The organism is Synechococcus sp. BSA11S, assembly GCF_014224355.1.
GTDB lineage: Bacteria > Cyanobacteriota > Cyanobacteriia > PCC-6307 > Cyanobiaceae > Regnicoccus_A.
The window spans coordinates 1-13,136 of the sequence record NZ_VNWP01000017.1; the positions used below are offsets into that span (position 1 = coordinate 1).

16 protein-coding genes and 1 pseudogene are annotated in these 13,136 nt (G+C 64.3%); 6 read left to right on the top strand and 11 right to left on the bottom strand.

Annotated elements, in window-relative coordinates:
• Positions 1-124 (bottom strand): annotated as a pseudogene (locus tag FPZ61_RS12880) (photosystem II q(b) protein); the annotation flags it as partial.
• 571 nt (positions 125-695) lie between these two features.
• Positions 696-998: a hypothetical protein gene (locus FPZ61_RS15605; protein WP_255441604.1), complete on the bottom strand. Its 303-nt coding sequence runs from the start codon at positions 996-998 to the stop codon at positions 696-698.
• A gap of 15 nt (positions 999-1,013) precedes the next feature.
• Here FPZ61_RS15605 and FPZ61_RS15610 point away from each other — a divergent pair, with 15 nt between their 5' ends.
• Complete coding sequence (locus FPZ61_RS15610; RefSeq protein WP_255441605.1) at positions 1,014-1,115, top strand: thiamine-binding protein; 102 nt, start codon at positions 1,014-1,016, stop codon at positions 1,113-1,115.
• Positions 1,116-1,123: 8 nt separating this feature from the next.
• On the opposite strand, the gene FPZ61_RS12890 is transcribed toward FPZ61_RS15610, so the two are convergent.
• From FPZ61_RS12890 to FPZ61_RS12900, 3 genes are read right to left on the bottom strand one after another with little or no spacing between them, the layout of a single operon-like run.
• Positions 1,124-1,525 (bottom strand): PPC domain-containing DNA-binding protein, encoded by a 402-nt coding sequence (locus FPZ61_RS12890; protein WP_255441606.1) that lies wholly within the window; start codon positions 1,523-1,525, stop codon positions 1,124-1,126.
• Positions 1,526-1,548: 23 nt separating this feature from the next.
• Positions 1,549-2,715 carry a lipase family protein gene (locus FPZ61_RS12895; protein WP_255441607.1) on the bottom strand — a complete coding sequence of 389 codons (1,167 nt, stop codon included), beginning with the start codon at positions 2,713-2,715 and terminating at the stop codon, positions 1,549-1,551.
• On the bottom strand, positions 2,693-3,097 hold the full coding sequence (locus tag FPZ61_RS12900; protein ID WP_185466994.1) for a hypothetical protein: 405 nt from the start codon (positions 3,095-3,097) through the stop codon (positions 2,693-2,695). Before FPZ61_RS12900 ends, FPZ61_RS12895 begins: the two co-directional genes overlap by 23 nt.
• A gap of 339 nt (positions 3,098-3,436) precedes the next feature.
• On the opposite strand from FPZ61_RS12900, the gene FPZ61_RS12905 reads away from it, so the two are divergent.
• Positions 3,437-4,492, top strand: a complete 1,056-nt coding sequence (locus FPZ61_RS12905; protein ID WP_185466995.1) for an AI-2E family transporter — start codon at positions 3,437-3,439, stop codon at positions 4,490-4,492.
• On the opposite strand, the gene FPZ61_RS12910 is transcribed toward FPZ61_RS12905, so the two are convergent.
• Positions 4,482-4,907 (bottom strand): heavy metal-responsive transcriptional regulator, encoded by a 426-nt coding sequence (locus FPZ61_RS12910; protein ID WP_255441608.1) that lies wholly within the window; start codon positions 4,905-4,907, stop codon positions 4,482-4,484. The genes FPZ61_RS12905 and FPZ61_RS12910 overlap by 11 nt on opposite strands.
• 151 nt (positions 4,908-5,058) lie before the next feature.
• The gene (locus FPZ61_RS12915; protein ID WP_255441609.1) at positions 5,059-5,805 is read right to left on the bottom strand and encodes a DUF305 domain-containing protein; all 747 of its coding nucleotides are present in this window, start codon (positions 5,803-5,805) and stop codon (positions 5,059-5,061) included.
• An 89-nt stretch (positions 5,806-5,894) separates the two neighbouring features.
• On the opposite strand from FPZ61_RS12915, the gene FPZ61_RS12920 reads away from it, so the two are divergent.
• Positions 5,895-7,340, top strand: a complete 1,446-nt coding sequence (locus tag FPZ61_RS12920) for a multicopper oxidase family protein (RefSeq protein WP_185466997.1) — start codon at positions 5,895-5,897, stop codon at positions 7,338-7,340.
• A gap of 21 nt (positions 7,341-7,361) precedes the next feature.
• Here FPZ61_RS12920 and FPZ61_RS12925 read toward each other — a convergent pair whose 3' ends face one another.
• The gene (locus FPZ61_RS12925) at positions 7,362-8,435 is read right to left on the bottom strand and encodes a mechanosensitive ion channel family protein (protein WP_185466998.1); all 1,074 of its coding nucleotides are present in this window, start codon (positions 8,433-8,435) and stop codon (positions 7,362-7,364) included.
• 115 nt (positions 8,436-8,550) lie between these two features.
• Here FPZ61_RS12925 and FPZ61_RS12930 point away from each other — a divergent pair, with 115 nt between their 5' ends.
• Complete coding sequence (locus FPZ61_RS12930; protein ID WP_185466999.1) at positions 8,551-8,958, top strand: hypothetical protein; 408 nt, start codon at positions 8,551-8,553, stop codon at positions 8,956-8,958.
• An 11-nt stretch (positions 8,959-8,969) separates the two neighbouring features.
• On the opposite strand, the gene FPZ61_RS12935 is transcribed toward FPZ61_RS12930, so the two are convergent.
• Genes FPZ61_RS12935 through FPZ61_RS12945 form a run of 3 tightly spaced genes read right to left on the bottom strand, consistent with a single transcriptional unit; the run spans position 8,970 to position 11,199 of the window.
• Entirely contained in the window at positions 8,970-10,190 is a 1,221-nt protein-coding gene (locus FPZ61_RS12935; protein ID WP_221630161.1) for an NAD(P)-binding protein, read from the bottom strand.
• A gap of 50 nt (positions 10,191-10,240) precedes the next feature.
• On the bottom strand, positions 10,241-10,480 hold the full coding sequence (locus FPZ61_RS12940) for a hypothetical protein (RefSeq protein WP_185467000.1): 240 nt from the start codon (positions 10,478-10,480) through the stop codon (positions 10,241-10,243).
• 23 nt (positions 10,481-10,503) lie between these two features.
• Positions 10,504-11,199 (bottom strand): methyltransferase domain-containing protein, encoded by a 696-nt coding sequence (locus FPZ61_RS12945; protein ID WP_185467037.1) that lies wholly within the window; start codon positions 11,197-11,199, stop codon positions 10,504-10,506.
• A gap of 166 nt (positions 11,200-11,365) precedes the next feature.
• Here FPZ61_RS12945 and FPZ61_RS12950 point away from each other — a divergent pair, with 166 nt between their 5' ends.
• Both FPZ61_RS12950 and FPZ61_RS12955 read left to right on the top strand, forming a co-directional pair.
• Positions 11,366-11,842: a LexA family transcriptional regulator gene (locus FPZ61_RS12950; RefSeq protein ID WP_255441610.1), complete on the top strand. Its 477-nt coding sequence runs from the start codon at positions 11,366-11,368 to the stop codon at positions 11,840-11,842.
• A gap of 8 nt (positions 11,843-11,850) precedes the next feature.
• On the top strand, positions 11,851-13,131 hold the full coding sequence (locus tag FPZ61_RS12955) for a Y-family DNA polymerase (protein WP_185474859.1): 1,281 nt from the start codon (positions 11,851-11,853) through the stop codon (positions 13,129-13,131).
• Positions 13,132-13,136 lie beyond the last annotated feature (5 nt).

The following is a 13,136-nucleotide window of genomic DNA, read 5'->3' on the forward strand; positions in this document are numbered from 1 at the left end:
GCAGGGTGGGGATCATCAGCACACCGAACCAACCGACGTAGAGACGGTTGTTGGTGGAGGTGACCCACTCGCAGAACTGGCTCCAGGCAGACGCGCCCTGGCGCTGCTGAAGGGTGGTGGTCATGAGGACGGAAATGTGTGCCCCGGAAGGAGCGGGTATGTAGGCCAGGCGATGCAGGAGGGGATCGAAATCCACCCGAGACGTCGATTGGAATTTTCATAATAGCACGAAATTGAGTTTTGTAAAGCCGTCACCGGCTCAGCAGCCCAAGACCGGTCCACCAAGGCGGATCAACCAGCTGAGCTGGGCTCACAGCCCGTGTGAGGGCGGAGGGCCCACGAAAGGGCCACGGAAAAAGCAGATTGTTTCGCAACAAACGCCATTGCGGTGGCGAGCTTTTCCTCGAATCCATCTCGAGCGGTGTCATCACCCACACGGAACTGTTCTGGCTCACCGACCAGCAGGACAATTCCTGCGTTGAAGAGGCCACGGCCCTTCGGCTCGGATGGCTTCTGGACCAGGGGTCCATCCAGCCGGGCTGCCGGCTGGACCCAGCGAAGCTTCGCCGCGACCTGTTTCGGGAACAGTGGATCGAACCCTTCGGCCGCAGACGGCCATCACTGATCCGGGCCTGCGGACGTCCATTCCGCCAATCTCCGACACTTGCGTTGTCGTCAGTTCATCAGCTGCCCTGTCACAGAACTGTTGATTGGCTTGCTGGTTGAGGACGAACGATCACGCAGCCATGGATTGCGCCGTTGACAACGGCCCTGAATCCCAAGGCGGCCAGAGAAACCAGGGTCTGCAATCCCAGCAAGCCATGCTTCGGTGAGGGGCTGGGACTGACCCGGAGCGTCAGGCCCTGATCCGATTCCAGCACCACCGTCAGCGGGAAGAGCATCCCCTCAACCAAGTTGTCGAAGGTGAACGTCGATCTCTGCGTCCTGCCGATCGAGGTGAATGGGGCCCGCTGTTCGACGCCATTGAGGCCTGCCATGGGGCGGTGCCTGCCATGGGCTGCCCCGGGACCTACACCACCGTGAAAATCAACACCCGCACCGACCGGGATCAATCGCTTGATGACAAGGTGGCCAGCATCGAGGCCATGCACTGAAGCACCCGCTACCGGCGCCTGATCTCCAGCTCCCGGAACCCTGTGGCCGGATCGATCTGGCGGCGGAAGCACCATTCCGGCAGCAATCCCACCACGATCTCGGCGGTGGTGCGCACCAGAGAACCCCCGCAGAGGTGACCACCGACCAGGCGGCCCTCGGCATCTGCGATGCTGAGATGCAGGTGAGCTCCATCCAGCGAAAGGGTTCCAGCCAACGAGATGATCTCGAGATCCCCCGTCATCCGGGTGGGCGATTCGCGTCCGGCCAGGCGCAGGCAGGCCGTCGACAGGCTGCCGATGCCGCTGATCACACACCCCGCCTGCTCTCCCCGCTCGACCAGCAGCTGCTCCAGGCCGAGGCGCAGATCAGTGCCAGGCTTCAGGCGGATCGGCACCAATGGCAGGCCCAAGCCTGCTGATGGAAGGACCGGCCTCACAGGCGAGCCTGGCGCTTCACCAGCTGTTCCTGCTCCGCCTCCACAGCATTTCGATAAGCACTGATGAAGTGGTTGGGTCCCACATCGCTGCTCATGGGAGGAAACACCCATTGCTCTCCAGCATGGACGTAGGTCAAGGATCTGGCTCTTGTCGGTGGCAGTGATGGCACCAGATCGCCGAGATTTACAACCCGATAGGTGTTGGGCAGAGTTAGGCTGAAGTGTTCAGCGAATTCGGGATCACCCAACCTGGGTCCTGCATAGCTGTAGAGGCGTATCCGATCTCTTAAAGAAGGCAGCTTCTGAGCAATATCAAGGGCTGCGAGCATCGCCAGAGGCGACCCAAGACTGTGACCAGACACATAGAGTGGCTTTGATTGATCCAATCGCTTCGCGGCAGCGATGATGGGCTTGGACAACTCAGAATAGATTGTCGCGAAGCCATGGTGAATGGCACCTTTGAAGTCGAAACGTGGAACAGCATCCGATCGAACCTGATTGGCGCGCAGCGTGTCCAGCCATTCGTTTGCGCGCTGGGTTCCCCGCAGAACCAGTATATTTCTTGTTTCACCACGAAGAATAAACCCCCAGAAGACGGGGTAACTCCACTTGATCACCAGGGCTTGGCCCGCAAGATGCTGAACCAGACTCTTGAGCCTCATTGTTCTTGCCACAAGAGGATCATTCAGGAGATTGCCATCAATATCGATGGTGCGCTTGGCTGTGACTGTGTCAGGTCCTTTGATGGAAGCCACCTGGGTATACTGATCCAGGCGAGGGCTGTGGCTTGGCAAGCCAGCGATAGTGCCATTAAAGCGCAAGTCAAACTTCCCCGTTAAATACTGCTCCGTCGCCAGGCGACTGCATTGGATCAGGATCTTTGAAACAGTGCGGTCGTAGGCCGTATTAGGCGACTGCAGGTTCAGCGATGCGTGGATCTTTTCAATTTCAGCCGAAGACTCCAGGTCACCTTCGATAGCCCGATTTACGGAATTCTGCACATAGTCTGGATTGCCAAGCAAGGTGTCTGTCAGGTTTTTCTGCTCGGCTTCCAGAAGGCGGCGACGCCGTTGCTCCTGAAGGCCGGAAAGCAACCCACCGGCGCCAAGACCTGCCAGCAGAACTTGCCGACGCGATAGTTTACTCATGACTTCTTGCGGCAAGCTTATGTGAGTTTTGCCGGATAAAGCCGAGAAAGAAAAATTGGTTCACTGCCGCTCCGAATGTCCATGTTCCGCTCATCAGGGCCCCAGATGTGGCGAAGTGGTCGACAAGTGGAATGGAAACACCCAGTACAACAAGGAGTAGCCAGGTCAGCGATCCAATCGCCAATGCTCCCAGAATGTTCAAGGCTACACCAGCAATGGTGATGGGATTAATCGAGACTGCAAACTGCCAACATCTCCCGACATGCCAGATCATGGTCAGCAGGAGACCAGCAGCGATGGTCAGAACAGGCGTCAAAAGCATAGGAGCAAGGCCTAGGATCGCAAGCCCGATGGCATAGTCCACAACCAGCCGTTGCCCGCGTTGATAACGGCGCATCAGGGTCGGAAACCCAGCCTCTGAAGAGCTTGCTGAAGGTGGCATCGCGTTCTTGATGAGAATCTGGCTTCCTGAGAATCTGGACCCAGGAAGCTTGTGTACCAGTTGCCCACTCTCGAGGGCAGTTGTCGTATTGCTGTTGAAAGGATCCTAGTGGGTCTTTCAGTCTTTGCTTCATCCAGCCGAGCAGCCAAACTGCCCAGAGGTGAGTTCTCCCCTGCTGAGGCTGGCGAACCGGAACCTTGAGCACGTTCAGACGGTGTTGCCGGCAGACCGTTGAGGTCGGTGGATGGTCTCAGTCATCATGCGCTGACCACCCCGAGTCCCAGAGGCCAGCCTTTGTCCTTTCCCTCCCGTCTGCCCCGTTCTCTGGTGCTGGGCCTGTCCTTCCCGCTCATCGTGCTGAATCTGTGGGTGGTTGCCGCGCTCTACCGGGCTTTTGAGGGCATCGCCTCCACCTTCATCCTGGCCGGGGTGATCGCCCTGATCCTCAACCTTCCGGTGCGGCTTCTGCAGCGTCGCCTGGGAATGGCCCGCAGCTGGGCAATCGGCTCGGTCTTTGCCCGCTTTCTTGGCCTTGTGGGCCTTGCGGCGGCCACCTTGCTGCCAGTTCTGGTCATTCGCTTCTTCGCGTTGACGCAGGTGGTGCCGGAATGGATCTCGACCACCGCCGACCGGCTGGCGTCAGTCACCGGCCAGGTCTCCTATCTGGGCGTACCGATCGACGAAGGAGAGATCATCCGTGGAATTGCGGGGAACCTCATTGCTCAGCTGGAGGGGCTGTTGCTGAACATTCCCGGATTCATCGCGGGGTCGCTGGGTAACTTCTTCAGTCTCTTCTTTCTGTTTGTACTCACCATCTTCTTCCTGATCTATGGCGGTGAACTGGTGCGCAACTGCCTGGTGTCTTGGCTGCCAGAGGAGAGTGGCCTGAGGGTTCTGGGTGTGCTTCGGCGCAACTTCAACAGCTACATCTTCAACCAGCTGATTCTCTCAGCGGTGCTGATCGGCGTTCTCACGCCAACCCTGTGGCTGCTGCGGGCTCCATTCCCGCTCCTCTCGGGAGTCACGATCGGTCTGATGGGATTCATCCCCTTCGGCGCCATCCTCGGCATCCTGGTGATCAGTGTGCTGTTCATGCTCAAGAGCTTCTGGCTCGGGCTGCGAATCTTCACGGTGCTGATCGTGGTGGATCAGGTGATCGAGAATGTGCTGCCGCCGCGTCTGCTGGGCAAGCTCACAGGCCTCAACCCGATCGTGATCCTCTTCTCGGTGATGGTGGGAGCCACGCTGGCTGATTTCTACGGCGTGATCACCGCTGTGCCGATCGCCGCCACCATCAAGGCCCTTGCCCTGGATCCCGCTCCGGATCGGGCCCTGGGGGTCAGAGCCTGAGATTCGGACAGATCAGATCGGCTTCCCGGGCGGGATCGCTGCGCCAGCCCGCGAGCAAGCCCTCCAACTCGGTCCTGAGTTGTCCCAGGTCGCTGATCTGTCGCTCGATGCGCTTGATCTGATGCTCGAGCATCGCCTGAATGTCCTGGCAGGGCAGCTCGCCGGCATCGTGCACCGCCAGACAGCTCTGGATCTCCTCCAGGGAGAGGCCCAGGGTCTTGAGCCGGCGGATGAACTCCAGACGCCGCAGGCTTTCTTCGGCGAACAGGCGGTAGCCACCCTCGCTGCGGCCGATTGCCGGCAGCAGTCCGAGGTCTTCGTAGTAACGGAGGGTCTTGACCGGCAGTCCGCTGCGGGCGGCCAGGGCACCGATCTTCATGGCGCTGACTGGCGTCGGGCGCAGGGTGGTCCCCATCGGCTTGACTCTCCATTTCTGTGGAGACCTTAAATCCGCCCCGGCTGCAGGGATGTCCTGCCATGGCGTGCTCTGGCCTGGTTCAGCTCATGGGGGCGGCTCCGATCATCCTCAGCGCTCCCTCCGGCTCCTTTTCCAGCCCAGGCCAGCGTCAGAGCCGGAAAAGGGCGTCGAACTTGTGATAGTCGGGCTTGCGCAATCCCTCCACCGCCAGCATGCGACGCAGCTCGATGATCTCGACCCGCTGGGCGAGAATCACCTCCCGGGCAAAGCGGAGGATGGTGGTGTTGTTGCTCTTGGCCAGGGCGTCATGGGCCATCATCAGCGCGCCGCCGTGGTGCTCCAGCATGCCCTCAAGGAACCACACCACCCGATTTTCTTTGGTGGGGCCGTTGCCCATCATCCGCATGGCATCGATCTGGGGCTGGCTCATGCGGGTCAGGCCCGAGAGGCTGTCGGGATCCCCACCTGGAGCCAACGCCACGGGGTACACCGGGGCCTCGGGATACCAGGCCTTGCGCCACAGTCCCATGGCCCGGATCTCGTCGGCCTGATCGCGCCAGATCGTCTTCCCCAGGGCCCCGACGCCGGGCTCGCCGATGCCGAAGACGAATTCACTCATGCGCAGGGCACCGGTGTGGTGCTGCACCATGCCGTCGATGAAGCGCAGGTCGTAGGTGGCACCGGCTGGGCCCAGGTCATGGTCATGGTCATGGTCATGGGCGCCTTGGTCCATCGGCTGGTTTTCTTCGGCTCCTGGTGCAGGGGAGGCCATCGGCATCGTGTGGTTGTGATGCCGGTGATCCGCGGCCGGATCCATCTGGGATCGTGCGGGCGGAGCCGTGATGGTCAGCACGCCAAGACCGATCAGGACGGTAGGGAGCAAGGGGTGGCGCATCGCCGGAAAGCGGATCGCGCCAACCGTATGGTCTCCTGCCCACTGGAGAGTCAAGCTTTCGCGCCGGTTGGAGGTTCTACGGTCAAGGAATGGACACCGACATCAGGCGCCGTCAGGTTCTCGCCCTGGGTCTTGCCGGCCTGGGCTCCACCCTTCTCGGCCGACGGCTATGCGCCCAGCAGGCGACAACCCCTGGCCTGGCGGATCTGGAGCTGGTGGCACGCCCCGTCGCGGGGAGGATCCCCGGCGGACCCAGCGCCCCGCTCACCTACAACGGTCTCACCCCAGGCCCCTTGCTGGAGCTGCAACCCGACGTTCCCCTGCGCCTGCGCCTGCGCAATGAGCTCGATCAGCCCACCAACCTGCACTTCCACGGCCTGCACATCCCCCCCAGCGGCAGCGCCGACAATGTCTTTCTCTCGGTGCTGCCGGGGGAAAGCTTCGACTACGCCTTCACCCTGCCCGCCGATCACCCGGCCGGTCTCTTCTATTACCACCCGCACCACCACGGCACCACGGCCGATCAGGTGTTTGCCGGGTTGGGCGGCGCCCTGGTGGTGCGCGGGGCGCTCGATCGAATCCCGGAGGTGGCAGCCGCCACCGAGGCCATCCTGGTGCTCAAGGATTTCGCCAGCGCCGACGCCCCCCAGGGCCAGAGCCAACGCATGGGGATGGGAATGGGAATGGGGCGTGCGCTGGGTCGCCAGGGGCCCCTGCTCACGGTCAACGGCCAGCTTCAGCCCTCCCTCGAGCTCGCCAGCGGTGGTCTGATCCGCCTGCGCCTGCTCAACGCCTCCAACGCCCGCATCTACCGTCTTGCCCTGGAGGGTCACCCCCTGGTGCTGATCGCCACCGACGGCGGTGCCATCGGCGCCCCCCAGACGCTCAAGGAGCTGGTGCTGGCACCGGGCGAGCGGGCCGATCTGCTGGTGCAGGGCAACCAGCCCCCCGGCACCTACCGCCTGCTCGACCTGTGGAGTGCTGGGCGGCCCCAGACCCTGGCGAGGGTGAACTACCGGGGATCCGTGGCGCCCCTGCCGCTGCCGACGACCCTGATCCCCGTGCCGGCCCTGCCGGAGCCCCAGCGGACCCGCCGCTTCGTGCTCTCCCATGGCATGGGGAGGGGTGGTGGCGGCATGGGCATGGGCATGGGCATGGGTGGCATGGGTGCTGGCGGCCGGATGGGCGGGATGGGGATGATCTTTCTGATCAATGGCCGGGCCTTTGCCCACGCCCGCACCGACACCCGCGTGACCCTGGGCGACACTGAAGACTGGCTGATCGTCAACGGCGACCCCCATCTCGATCATCCTTTTCACCTGCACATCAATCCGTTTCAGGTGATCAGCCGCAACGGCCGGCCAGAACCCCAGCGGCAGTGGAAGGACACGGTGCTGGTGCGTTCAGGCGAGGAGGTACGCCTGCGGGTGGCCTTCAGGGATTTCCCGGGGCGCACCGTGTACCACTGCCACAACCTCGACCATGAGGAGATGGGGATGATGGGAGTGCTTCAGATCGAGGAGGCCCGCGGCTGAGGCCCGGCTCCCAGGCCCAGCTCAGCCAACGGCGAGGGCCTCCTTCCCCTTGGTCTGAGTGGATTCCAGGAAGAGAGTCTGACTGGGATAGGCGAAGTCGATGTTGTTCTGCTGGAATGTTTCCATGATGCCGTGGTTGATCTGCTGCTGCATATCAAGAAACAGAACGATATCGGAATCGGGAATGAAATACACGAACTCGAACTCCAGAGCGCTGTCGGCAAAACGTGTGAAATGGCAGCGATCGAATTCCGCCGGTGGATTGGAGCGAATCACAGCCTCCACAAGGCCAGGAATCGCCTTGACCGTTTCCAGTGGTGTTTGATAAAGCACGCCGATGGTGGTGGCCACACGCCGCTTGGGCAGATCTCCATAGTTCTGGATCACTTTGCCCAGCAGGTCTTCATTGCTGATCACAATTCGCTCCCCACTGAGGCTGCGGATAGCCGTGGAGCGGATCCCCACCCTTTCCACGGTTCCGAGCACATCCTCAAAGCAGATGAAGTGCCCGATTCTGAACGGCTCATCGAGGAGGATGGTGAGGTAGTTCAGGAAGTTGGAGATCGGTCCCTTCAGGGCCAGGCCTACCCCGATCCCGGCACCTGCCAGGGAGGCATAAATGGCACCCATCTGAACGCCCTGGTTCTGCAGAAACACCAGCAGACCCAGAATCCACACAAATGAGCGGATCATCGGCTCAAGGCCTTGCAGCAGTGTGAGCTGGTTGTGGCGGCCGAGACGGCGCAGCGAGCGATCCAGCAAGATCAGCAGCACCCGATTGAGCAGCCGCACAATCAGCACGATGGCCAGGAACAGCGCCACGGATTCCAGAAACCGATCGATACCCTCTCCAAAGTTGAGCACTTCGACTTCCGCCACCAGCGACCGCCAGCCCCACCAGAAGACAGCGAGGTAACCGATGGGTGCAGCCGTGCTCAGCACCGAGCGAATCAGATGATCATCGGTGGAGCTGGGAGTTCTCCTGGCCAGACGCATCAACCATCGCCCGATCAACTTCAGCGACACCATCACCACGGCGCTGCCCAGCAGAACTTTCGCTGCGACAATCAGCAACGACCAACCGAATTCCGGCATAGGTAAGCGTTAATAATTTGTCAGGGTAACAAACCTTCCCCGTCACTGCGTTCGTGCCACCCCAGCAGTTGGCAGTCGCCCATACAGTTCACTGGCACAACCTGAGACTGCTGCGGTGCTGAGCCGACTCCTCGGCGTGATTGCCGCCACCGCCTGGCTGTCGAGCCCTCTGGGCCTGGCCCAGGAGAGCCCGAACTGCACGGCCCTGCAGGAGCGCCACCGGGCCCTCTCCGCCCAGGCCCTGCAGCAGGAGATTCTTCTGCTCAAGGCCGTGCGGCAGAGGCTCTGCCCCGCCATCAGCCAGCAGGCGGACAACCCTCAGCCGAACAAGGCGGCGGTGGAGCCGCTCGACTTCGACGCCCTGCTCAGCTGCCGCCATCGCGCCGAAGCCGAGCTCAAGGCCACACGCACGCCGCTTTACCGCAACCGGAAGCGCCTTGTCTTCTACACACCCCAGGGTGCGTCCCTGGCCAAGGCCGGCGATGACTGGCTGGAGCGCAAGGACCAGGCCGGCTGTCCCTGAACCAGCGGGAGTCAGCCAGGGGCTGCCCCCATGGCCGCCAGCAGCCGTGGCGCCAGCCCCTCGCCGCTGCGCAGGGCACCCTCGATCCGGCCGAAACCGGGGCCGCTGATGAAATCCCCGCAGAAGCCGATCCGGCTCTGCGGGCAGAGTGTCAACCGGCTGGGAAGCCCGGGGCCTTCGGGGAAGGCTGCCCCCCAGCGCATCAGCTGAGGCTCGGCGCCCTCCAGTGCCGGTGACGTGATCCAGGGTTTCAACACCGCCAGGAGGGCCGCGCTGAGCGCTTCGATCAGTTCCTGCTCCCGCTGAAGCGAGGGGGTGACTCCAGGCAGCCGGGCCACCGACGATCGCGACCCGATCACATCCGCATGGAGCGTGGCGACCTCGGCCGTGGAATGGGCCACCACCACGCAGCGTCCATCCTCCAGGGGCTGAATCGAGAGCCGCGAGAGACCCCAGCGCGCCTGGGCCGCTGTGTCGAAGCTCAGCAGGCGAAAGGGAAGCCGCCGCCAGGCTTCAGCCAGCGGTGGCTGGATCAGCAGCATCAGCGCGCAGCGCGGACTGCACTCGATCGAGGCGATGGCCGCAGCAGCCTGCTCCAGCAGCCCGTCCCCCAGCTGCCTGACCAGCGGCTGCAGCGGTGGTTCAGACCAGCCCAGCAGCGCCTGACAGCGGGGATGCGCCAGCAGGGTGCCATTGAGCACCAGCCAGTCGGCAACTCCCAGCCGCTGCTGCTGGTGATCGAGCAGGTCCCAGCCGCCGGCTGCGCTCCGCTCCAGATGCCGCACCAGGCAGCCGCCATTCAGCTGAAGGTCGGCGCCGCCGAGCTCCAGCATCCCCCGGCAGAGCTGGTCCATGCCGCCACGGCCCCGGTAGAGCGCCCCCTGCGTGAGCGGATCGGTGGCCCCGGCGATGAGCTGACCCTGGCCATCGAGCTGTGCCAGGGGACCTGACCACGGCTCGATCCACCCCCCCTCCAGCAAGGGAGCCAGCAGCGCCGGCTCCGTGGTCGTGGTGATCGAGAACAGCGGTGCTCCGTGATCGAAACGCAGCAGGGGGTCATGGCGGGAACGGCGGCTGCTGGCCCGCCCCCCGGGTCCCCGGCCAGATTCCCAGAGGCCGATCGGACCACGCCAGCCCAGCTGACGCACCCGGGCGGCCAGGGCACAACCACCAATCCCGGCACCGATCACCGCCAATGACGGGGCAGCCGGATCACAGCCGCGTCCCGTCATCAACTCCAACGGTCTCAGATCAGGCTCAGGTCACAGTTTCGGCCACGCTCTCAGGCGCCCTGGCCCGCCGAGGAGGCCTGCTGGTAGAGCTGCTCGAGTCGCTCACGGCTGAGGTCCACCATCATCACTTCTTCGCCGGGGCTTGGGGCCTCGGGGTGGCGCCGACGCGGAGAGGCGGTGCGCTCGCTGCTGCGCAGGTTCTGGGTCATCAGGGCGAAGGCGCCGCCCAGGATGACGGCGAAGCAGACCATATAAATCAGTGGGGCAATCACGTTGATCAGGGTGGTCATGGGTCTCAGGCGTTCAGGGCATCCTAGTGTGAAGAACTGTTAAACGTGGTTGGCTCCTCGCGGCGGCCGGGTCCCGGCTTCTGGGCGATCACTGCAAAGAACGGATCCCCGTGGCCCCCCAGCCAGCCCAGCGCCCCCTGGGCCCGGGTCGACTCGGCGACCAGCTTCGGCAGCGGCCAGCCCTGGGCCACCAGCACCCGCACCACGTACTCCAGGTGATCCCGGTCACTGCCGTCGGTCCAGATCTGGGGAGCTTTCTGCATGAACATCCGATTGGAGAAGGCCACGATCAGTTGCCCCTGCGGCCGCAGGATCCGCAGCAGCTCTGCCGCGATCGCCTCCGGTTGCTGCAGGTACTGCCATCCCGCCACGATCAGCACCGCATCCACGCTCGCGTCCGCCAGGGGCAGAACCTGGTCGCGGTTGAGGTTCTGCAGCCAGTGCTGATCCAGGCGCGGGTTCGCCTCCAGCTCCCGGGCGTTGAGGCCATGGCCGATCACCCGCTCGTAGCGGACCTCCTCGGGGAGATGGCTGACCCAGCTGCTCATCAGGTCCAGCACCACCGCGCAGGGCGGAATCCGCTCGCGGTAGAGCGCTGTCAGCCGGTCGCGGAAGCCGCCGTCGAGGTGCTGCACGAAGCGGGGCTCGGCGTAGAAGGCGGCGTCATCGGAGCGATCCAGCTTGAACCGCTCGGCCTCGCTCAGCACCTGCACCGCCATCGCCCGTCCTGCAACGTCATTGATGTGCCCCATGCTGGCCACAACAAGCGCCCCACGATCGATCAGATCGTCGGATGGGCATGGAGACCATGCCGTCATGAAGCGGCCGCCACGCAACAGGGATCAGTACACCTGAACTACTCTGGCAATTCCTGAGTGGCTGCCCATGACCACCGACCCAGCCGGCAACCCAGCCGCCATCACCGCAGGGTTCAGCGATCCGCTCACGCCCCTGCCGCTGCGTGAGCGGCGCCGGGCCCTGACGCTGCCCCTGGCCGGCGGCAGCGTGGCGGCCGGCTTCCCCAGTCCCGCCGACGACTACGTCGAAACCGGCATCGACCTCAACGAGCAGCTGATCGCCCGCCCCAGCAGCACCTTCTTCCTGCGCGTCAGTGGCGATTCGATGATCGGCGCCGGCATCCACCACGGCGACCTGCTGATCGTCGACCGCAGCGTCGAGCCCCGCCACGGCCGGGTGGTGGTGGCAGCGGTTGAGGGGGCCTTCACGCTCAAGCGCCTGGTGCGTCACCAGGGCCGGCTGCGGCTGGAAGCCGCCCATCCCGCCTACCCGCCCCTGGAGCTCAGCGATGCCGACGACACCCGCCTCTGGGGTGTGGCCATCCATGTGATCCACCCGCTCTGAGGGCGCCGATGGGCTGGGCCACCGTGCTGATCGACGGCAACAACTTCTATGCCTCCTGCGAAGCGGCGCTCGACCCGTCCCTGATCGGCCGGCCGCTGGTGGTGCTCTCCAACAACGACGGCTGCATCGTGGCCCGCAGCGCCGAGGCCCGCGCCCTGGGCATCCCGATGGGCAAGCCCTACTTCCAGGTGCGGCGGGAGCTGGAGTGCCTCGGCGTGGTGGTGCGCAGCTCCAACTACGCCCTCTACGCCGACATGAGTCAGCGGCTGATGCTCACCCTGGAGCCCTGGGTGGAGGAGCTGGAGGTGTATTCGATCGACGAGGCCTTCGGCCGGCTGCACCGGCCCGCCGCCGGCGACCTCAGCGCCTGGGGCCGCGCCCTGCGCCAGCAGGTGCGACGCCACCTGGGACTGCCGGTGGCGGTGGGCATCGCCCCCTCCAAGGTGCTCGCCAAGCTGGCCAACAAGCTGGCCAAGGGCGATCCGGCCCACGGTGGTGTGTTCGATCTGGGGGCCCTGGCTGATCCCGACCCCTGGCTGGAGGCCGTGGCGATAGAGGACGTCTGGGGCATCGGCCGCAAGCTCTCGCGCTGGTGCCGCCTGCGCGGCGTGGCCAATGCGCTCCAGCTGCGCGAGCTGGCCAGCGGAGAGCTGCGGGCCAGGGCCGGTGTGGTGGGGCTGCGCCTGCAGCAGGAACTGCGCGGCCACAGCTGCCTGCCCCTGGTGGCCGCCCCGCCCGCCAAGCAGGAAACCTGCGTGAGCCGCAGCTTCAGCGAACCGATCCGGGAACTGGGGCAGCTGCGTGAGGCGATCGCCACCTACATCAGCCGTGCCGCCGAGAAGCTGCGCCGCCAGCGCCAGCGTGCCGGCACCATCACCGTGTTCGTGCGCAGCAGCCCCTTCAACGGCACCCGCTTCTACGCCAACGCCGCCACCGCGACCTTGCCACTGGCCAGCAACGACACCGCCGTGCTGCTGGCCGCCGCCCTGCCCCTGGCCGAGCGGCTGCTGCGGCCCCACAACCCTCTGCAGAAGGCCGGTGTGCTGCTGCAGAACCTGCAGCCGCTGGAGCAGTTGCAGCCCCATCTGCTCGCCCCCCTGCCGCCGGAGCAACAACGGCGCCGGGAGGTGCTGATGGCCACCCTCGACGGCCTCAACCGCCGCTTCGGCCGCGGCACGGTGCAGTGGGCCGCCTGCGGCCTCCAGCCGGCCTGGGCGATGAAGCGCCAGCGCCTGTCGCGGGCCGCCACCACCCGCCTGAGCGACATTCCCGTGGTGCACAGCGATTGAGCTGC

Bases quoted from the DNA above. Each gene is read 5' to 3' on its own strand.
- FPZ61_RS12945 (WP_185467037.1), bottom strand. From the start codon at position 11,199: ATGGCGGTGCAGGTGCTGAGCGAGGCCGAGCGGTTCAAGCTGGATCGC.
- FPZ61_RS12920 (WP_185466997.1), top strand. From the start codon at position 5,895: ATGGACACCGACATCAGGCGCCGTCAGGTTCTCGCCCTGGGTCTTGCC.
- FPZ61_RS15610 (WP_255441605.1), top strand. From the start codon at position 1,014: ATGGGCTGCCCCGGGACCTACACCACCGTGAAAATCAACACCCGCACC.
- FPZ61_RS15605 (WP_255441604.1), bottom strand. From the start codon at position 998: ATGGCAGGCCTCAATGGCGTCGAACAGCGGGCCCCATTCACCTCGATC.
- FPZ61_RS12940 (WP_185467000.1), bottom strand. From the start codon at position 10,480: ATGACCACCCTGATCAACGTGATTGCCCCACTGATTTATATGGTCTGC.
- FPZ61_RS12915 (WP_255441609.1), bottom strand. From the start codon at position 5,805: ATGCGCCACCCCTTGCTCCCTACCGTCCTGATCGGTCTTGGCGTGCTG.
- FPZ61_RS12910 (WP_255441608.1), bottom strand. From the start codon at position 4,907: ATGGGGACCACCCTGCGCCCGACGCCAGTCAGCGCCATGAAGATCGGT.
- FPZ61_RS12955 (WP_185474859.1), top strand. From the start codon at position 11,851: ATGGGCTGGGCCACCGTGCTGATCGACGGCAACAACTTCTATGCCTCC.
- FPZ61_RS12900 (WP_185466994.1), bottom strand. From the start codon at position 3,097: ATGCGCCGTTATCAACGCGGGCAACGGCTGGTTGTGGACTATGCCATC.
- FPZ61_RS12935 (WP_221630161.1), bottom strand. From the start codon at position 10,190: ATGACGGGACGCGGCTGTGATCCGGCTGCCCCGTCATTGGCGGTGATC.
- FPZ61_RS12950 (WP_255441610.1), top strand. From the start codon at position 11,366: ATGACCACCGACCCAGCCGGCAACCCAGCCGCCATCACCGCAGGGTTC.
- FPZ61_RS12925 (WP_185466998.1), bottom strand. From the start codon at position 8,435: ATGCCGGAATTCGGTTGGTCGTTGCTGATTGTCGCAGCGAAAGTTCTG.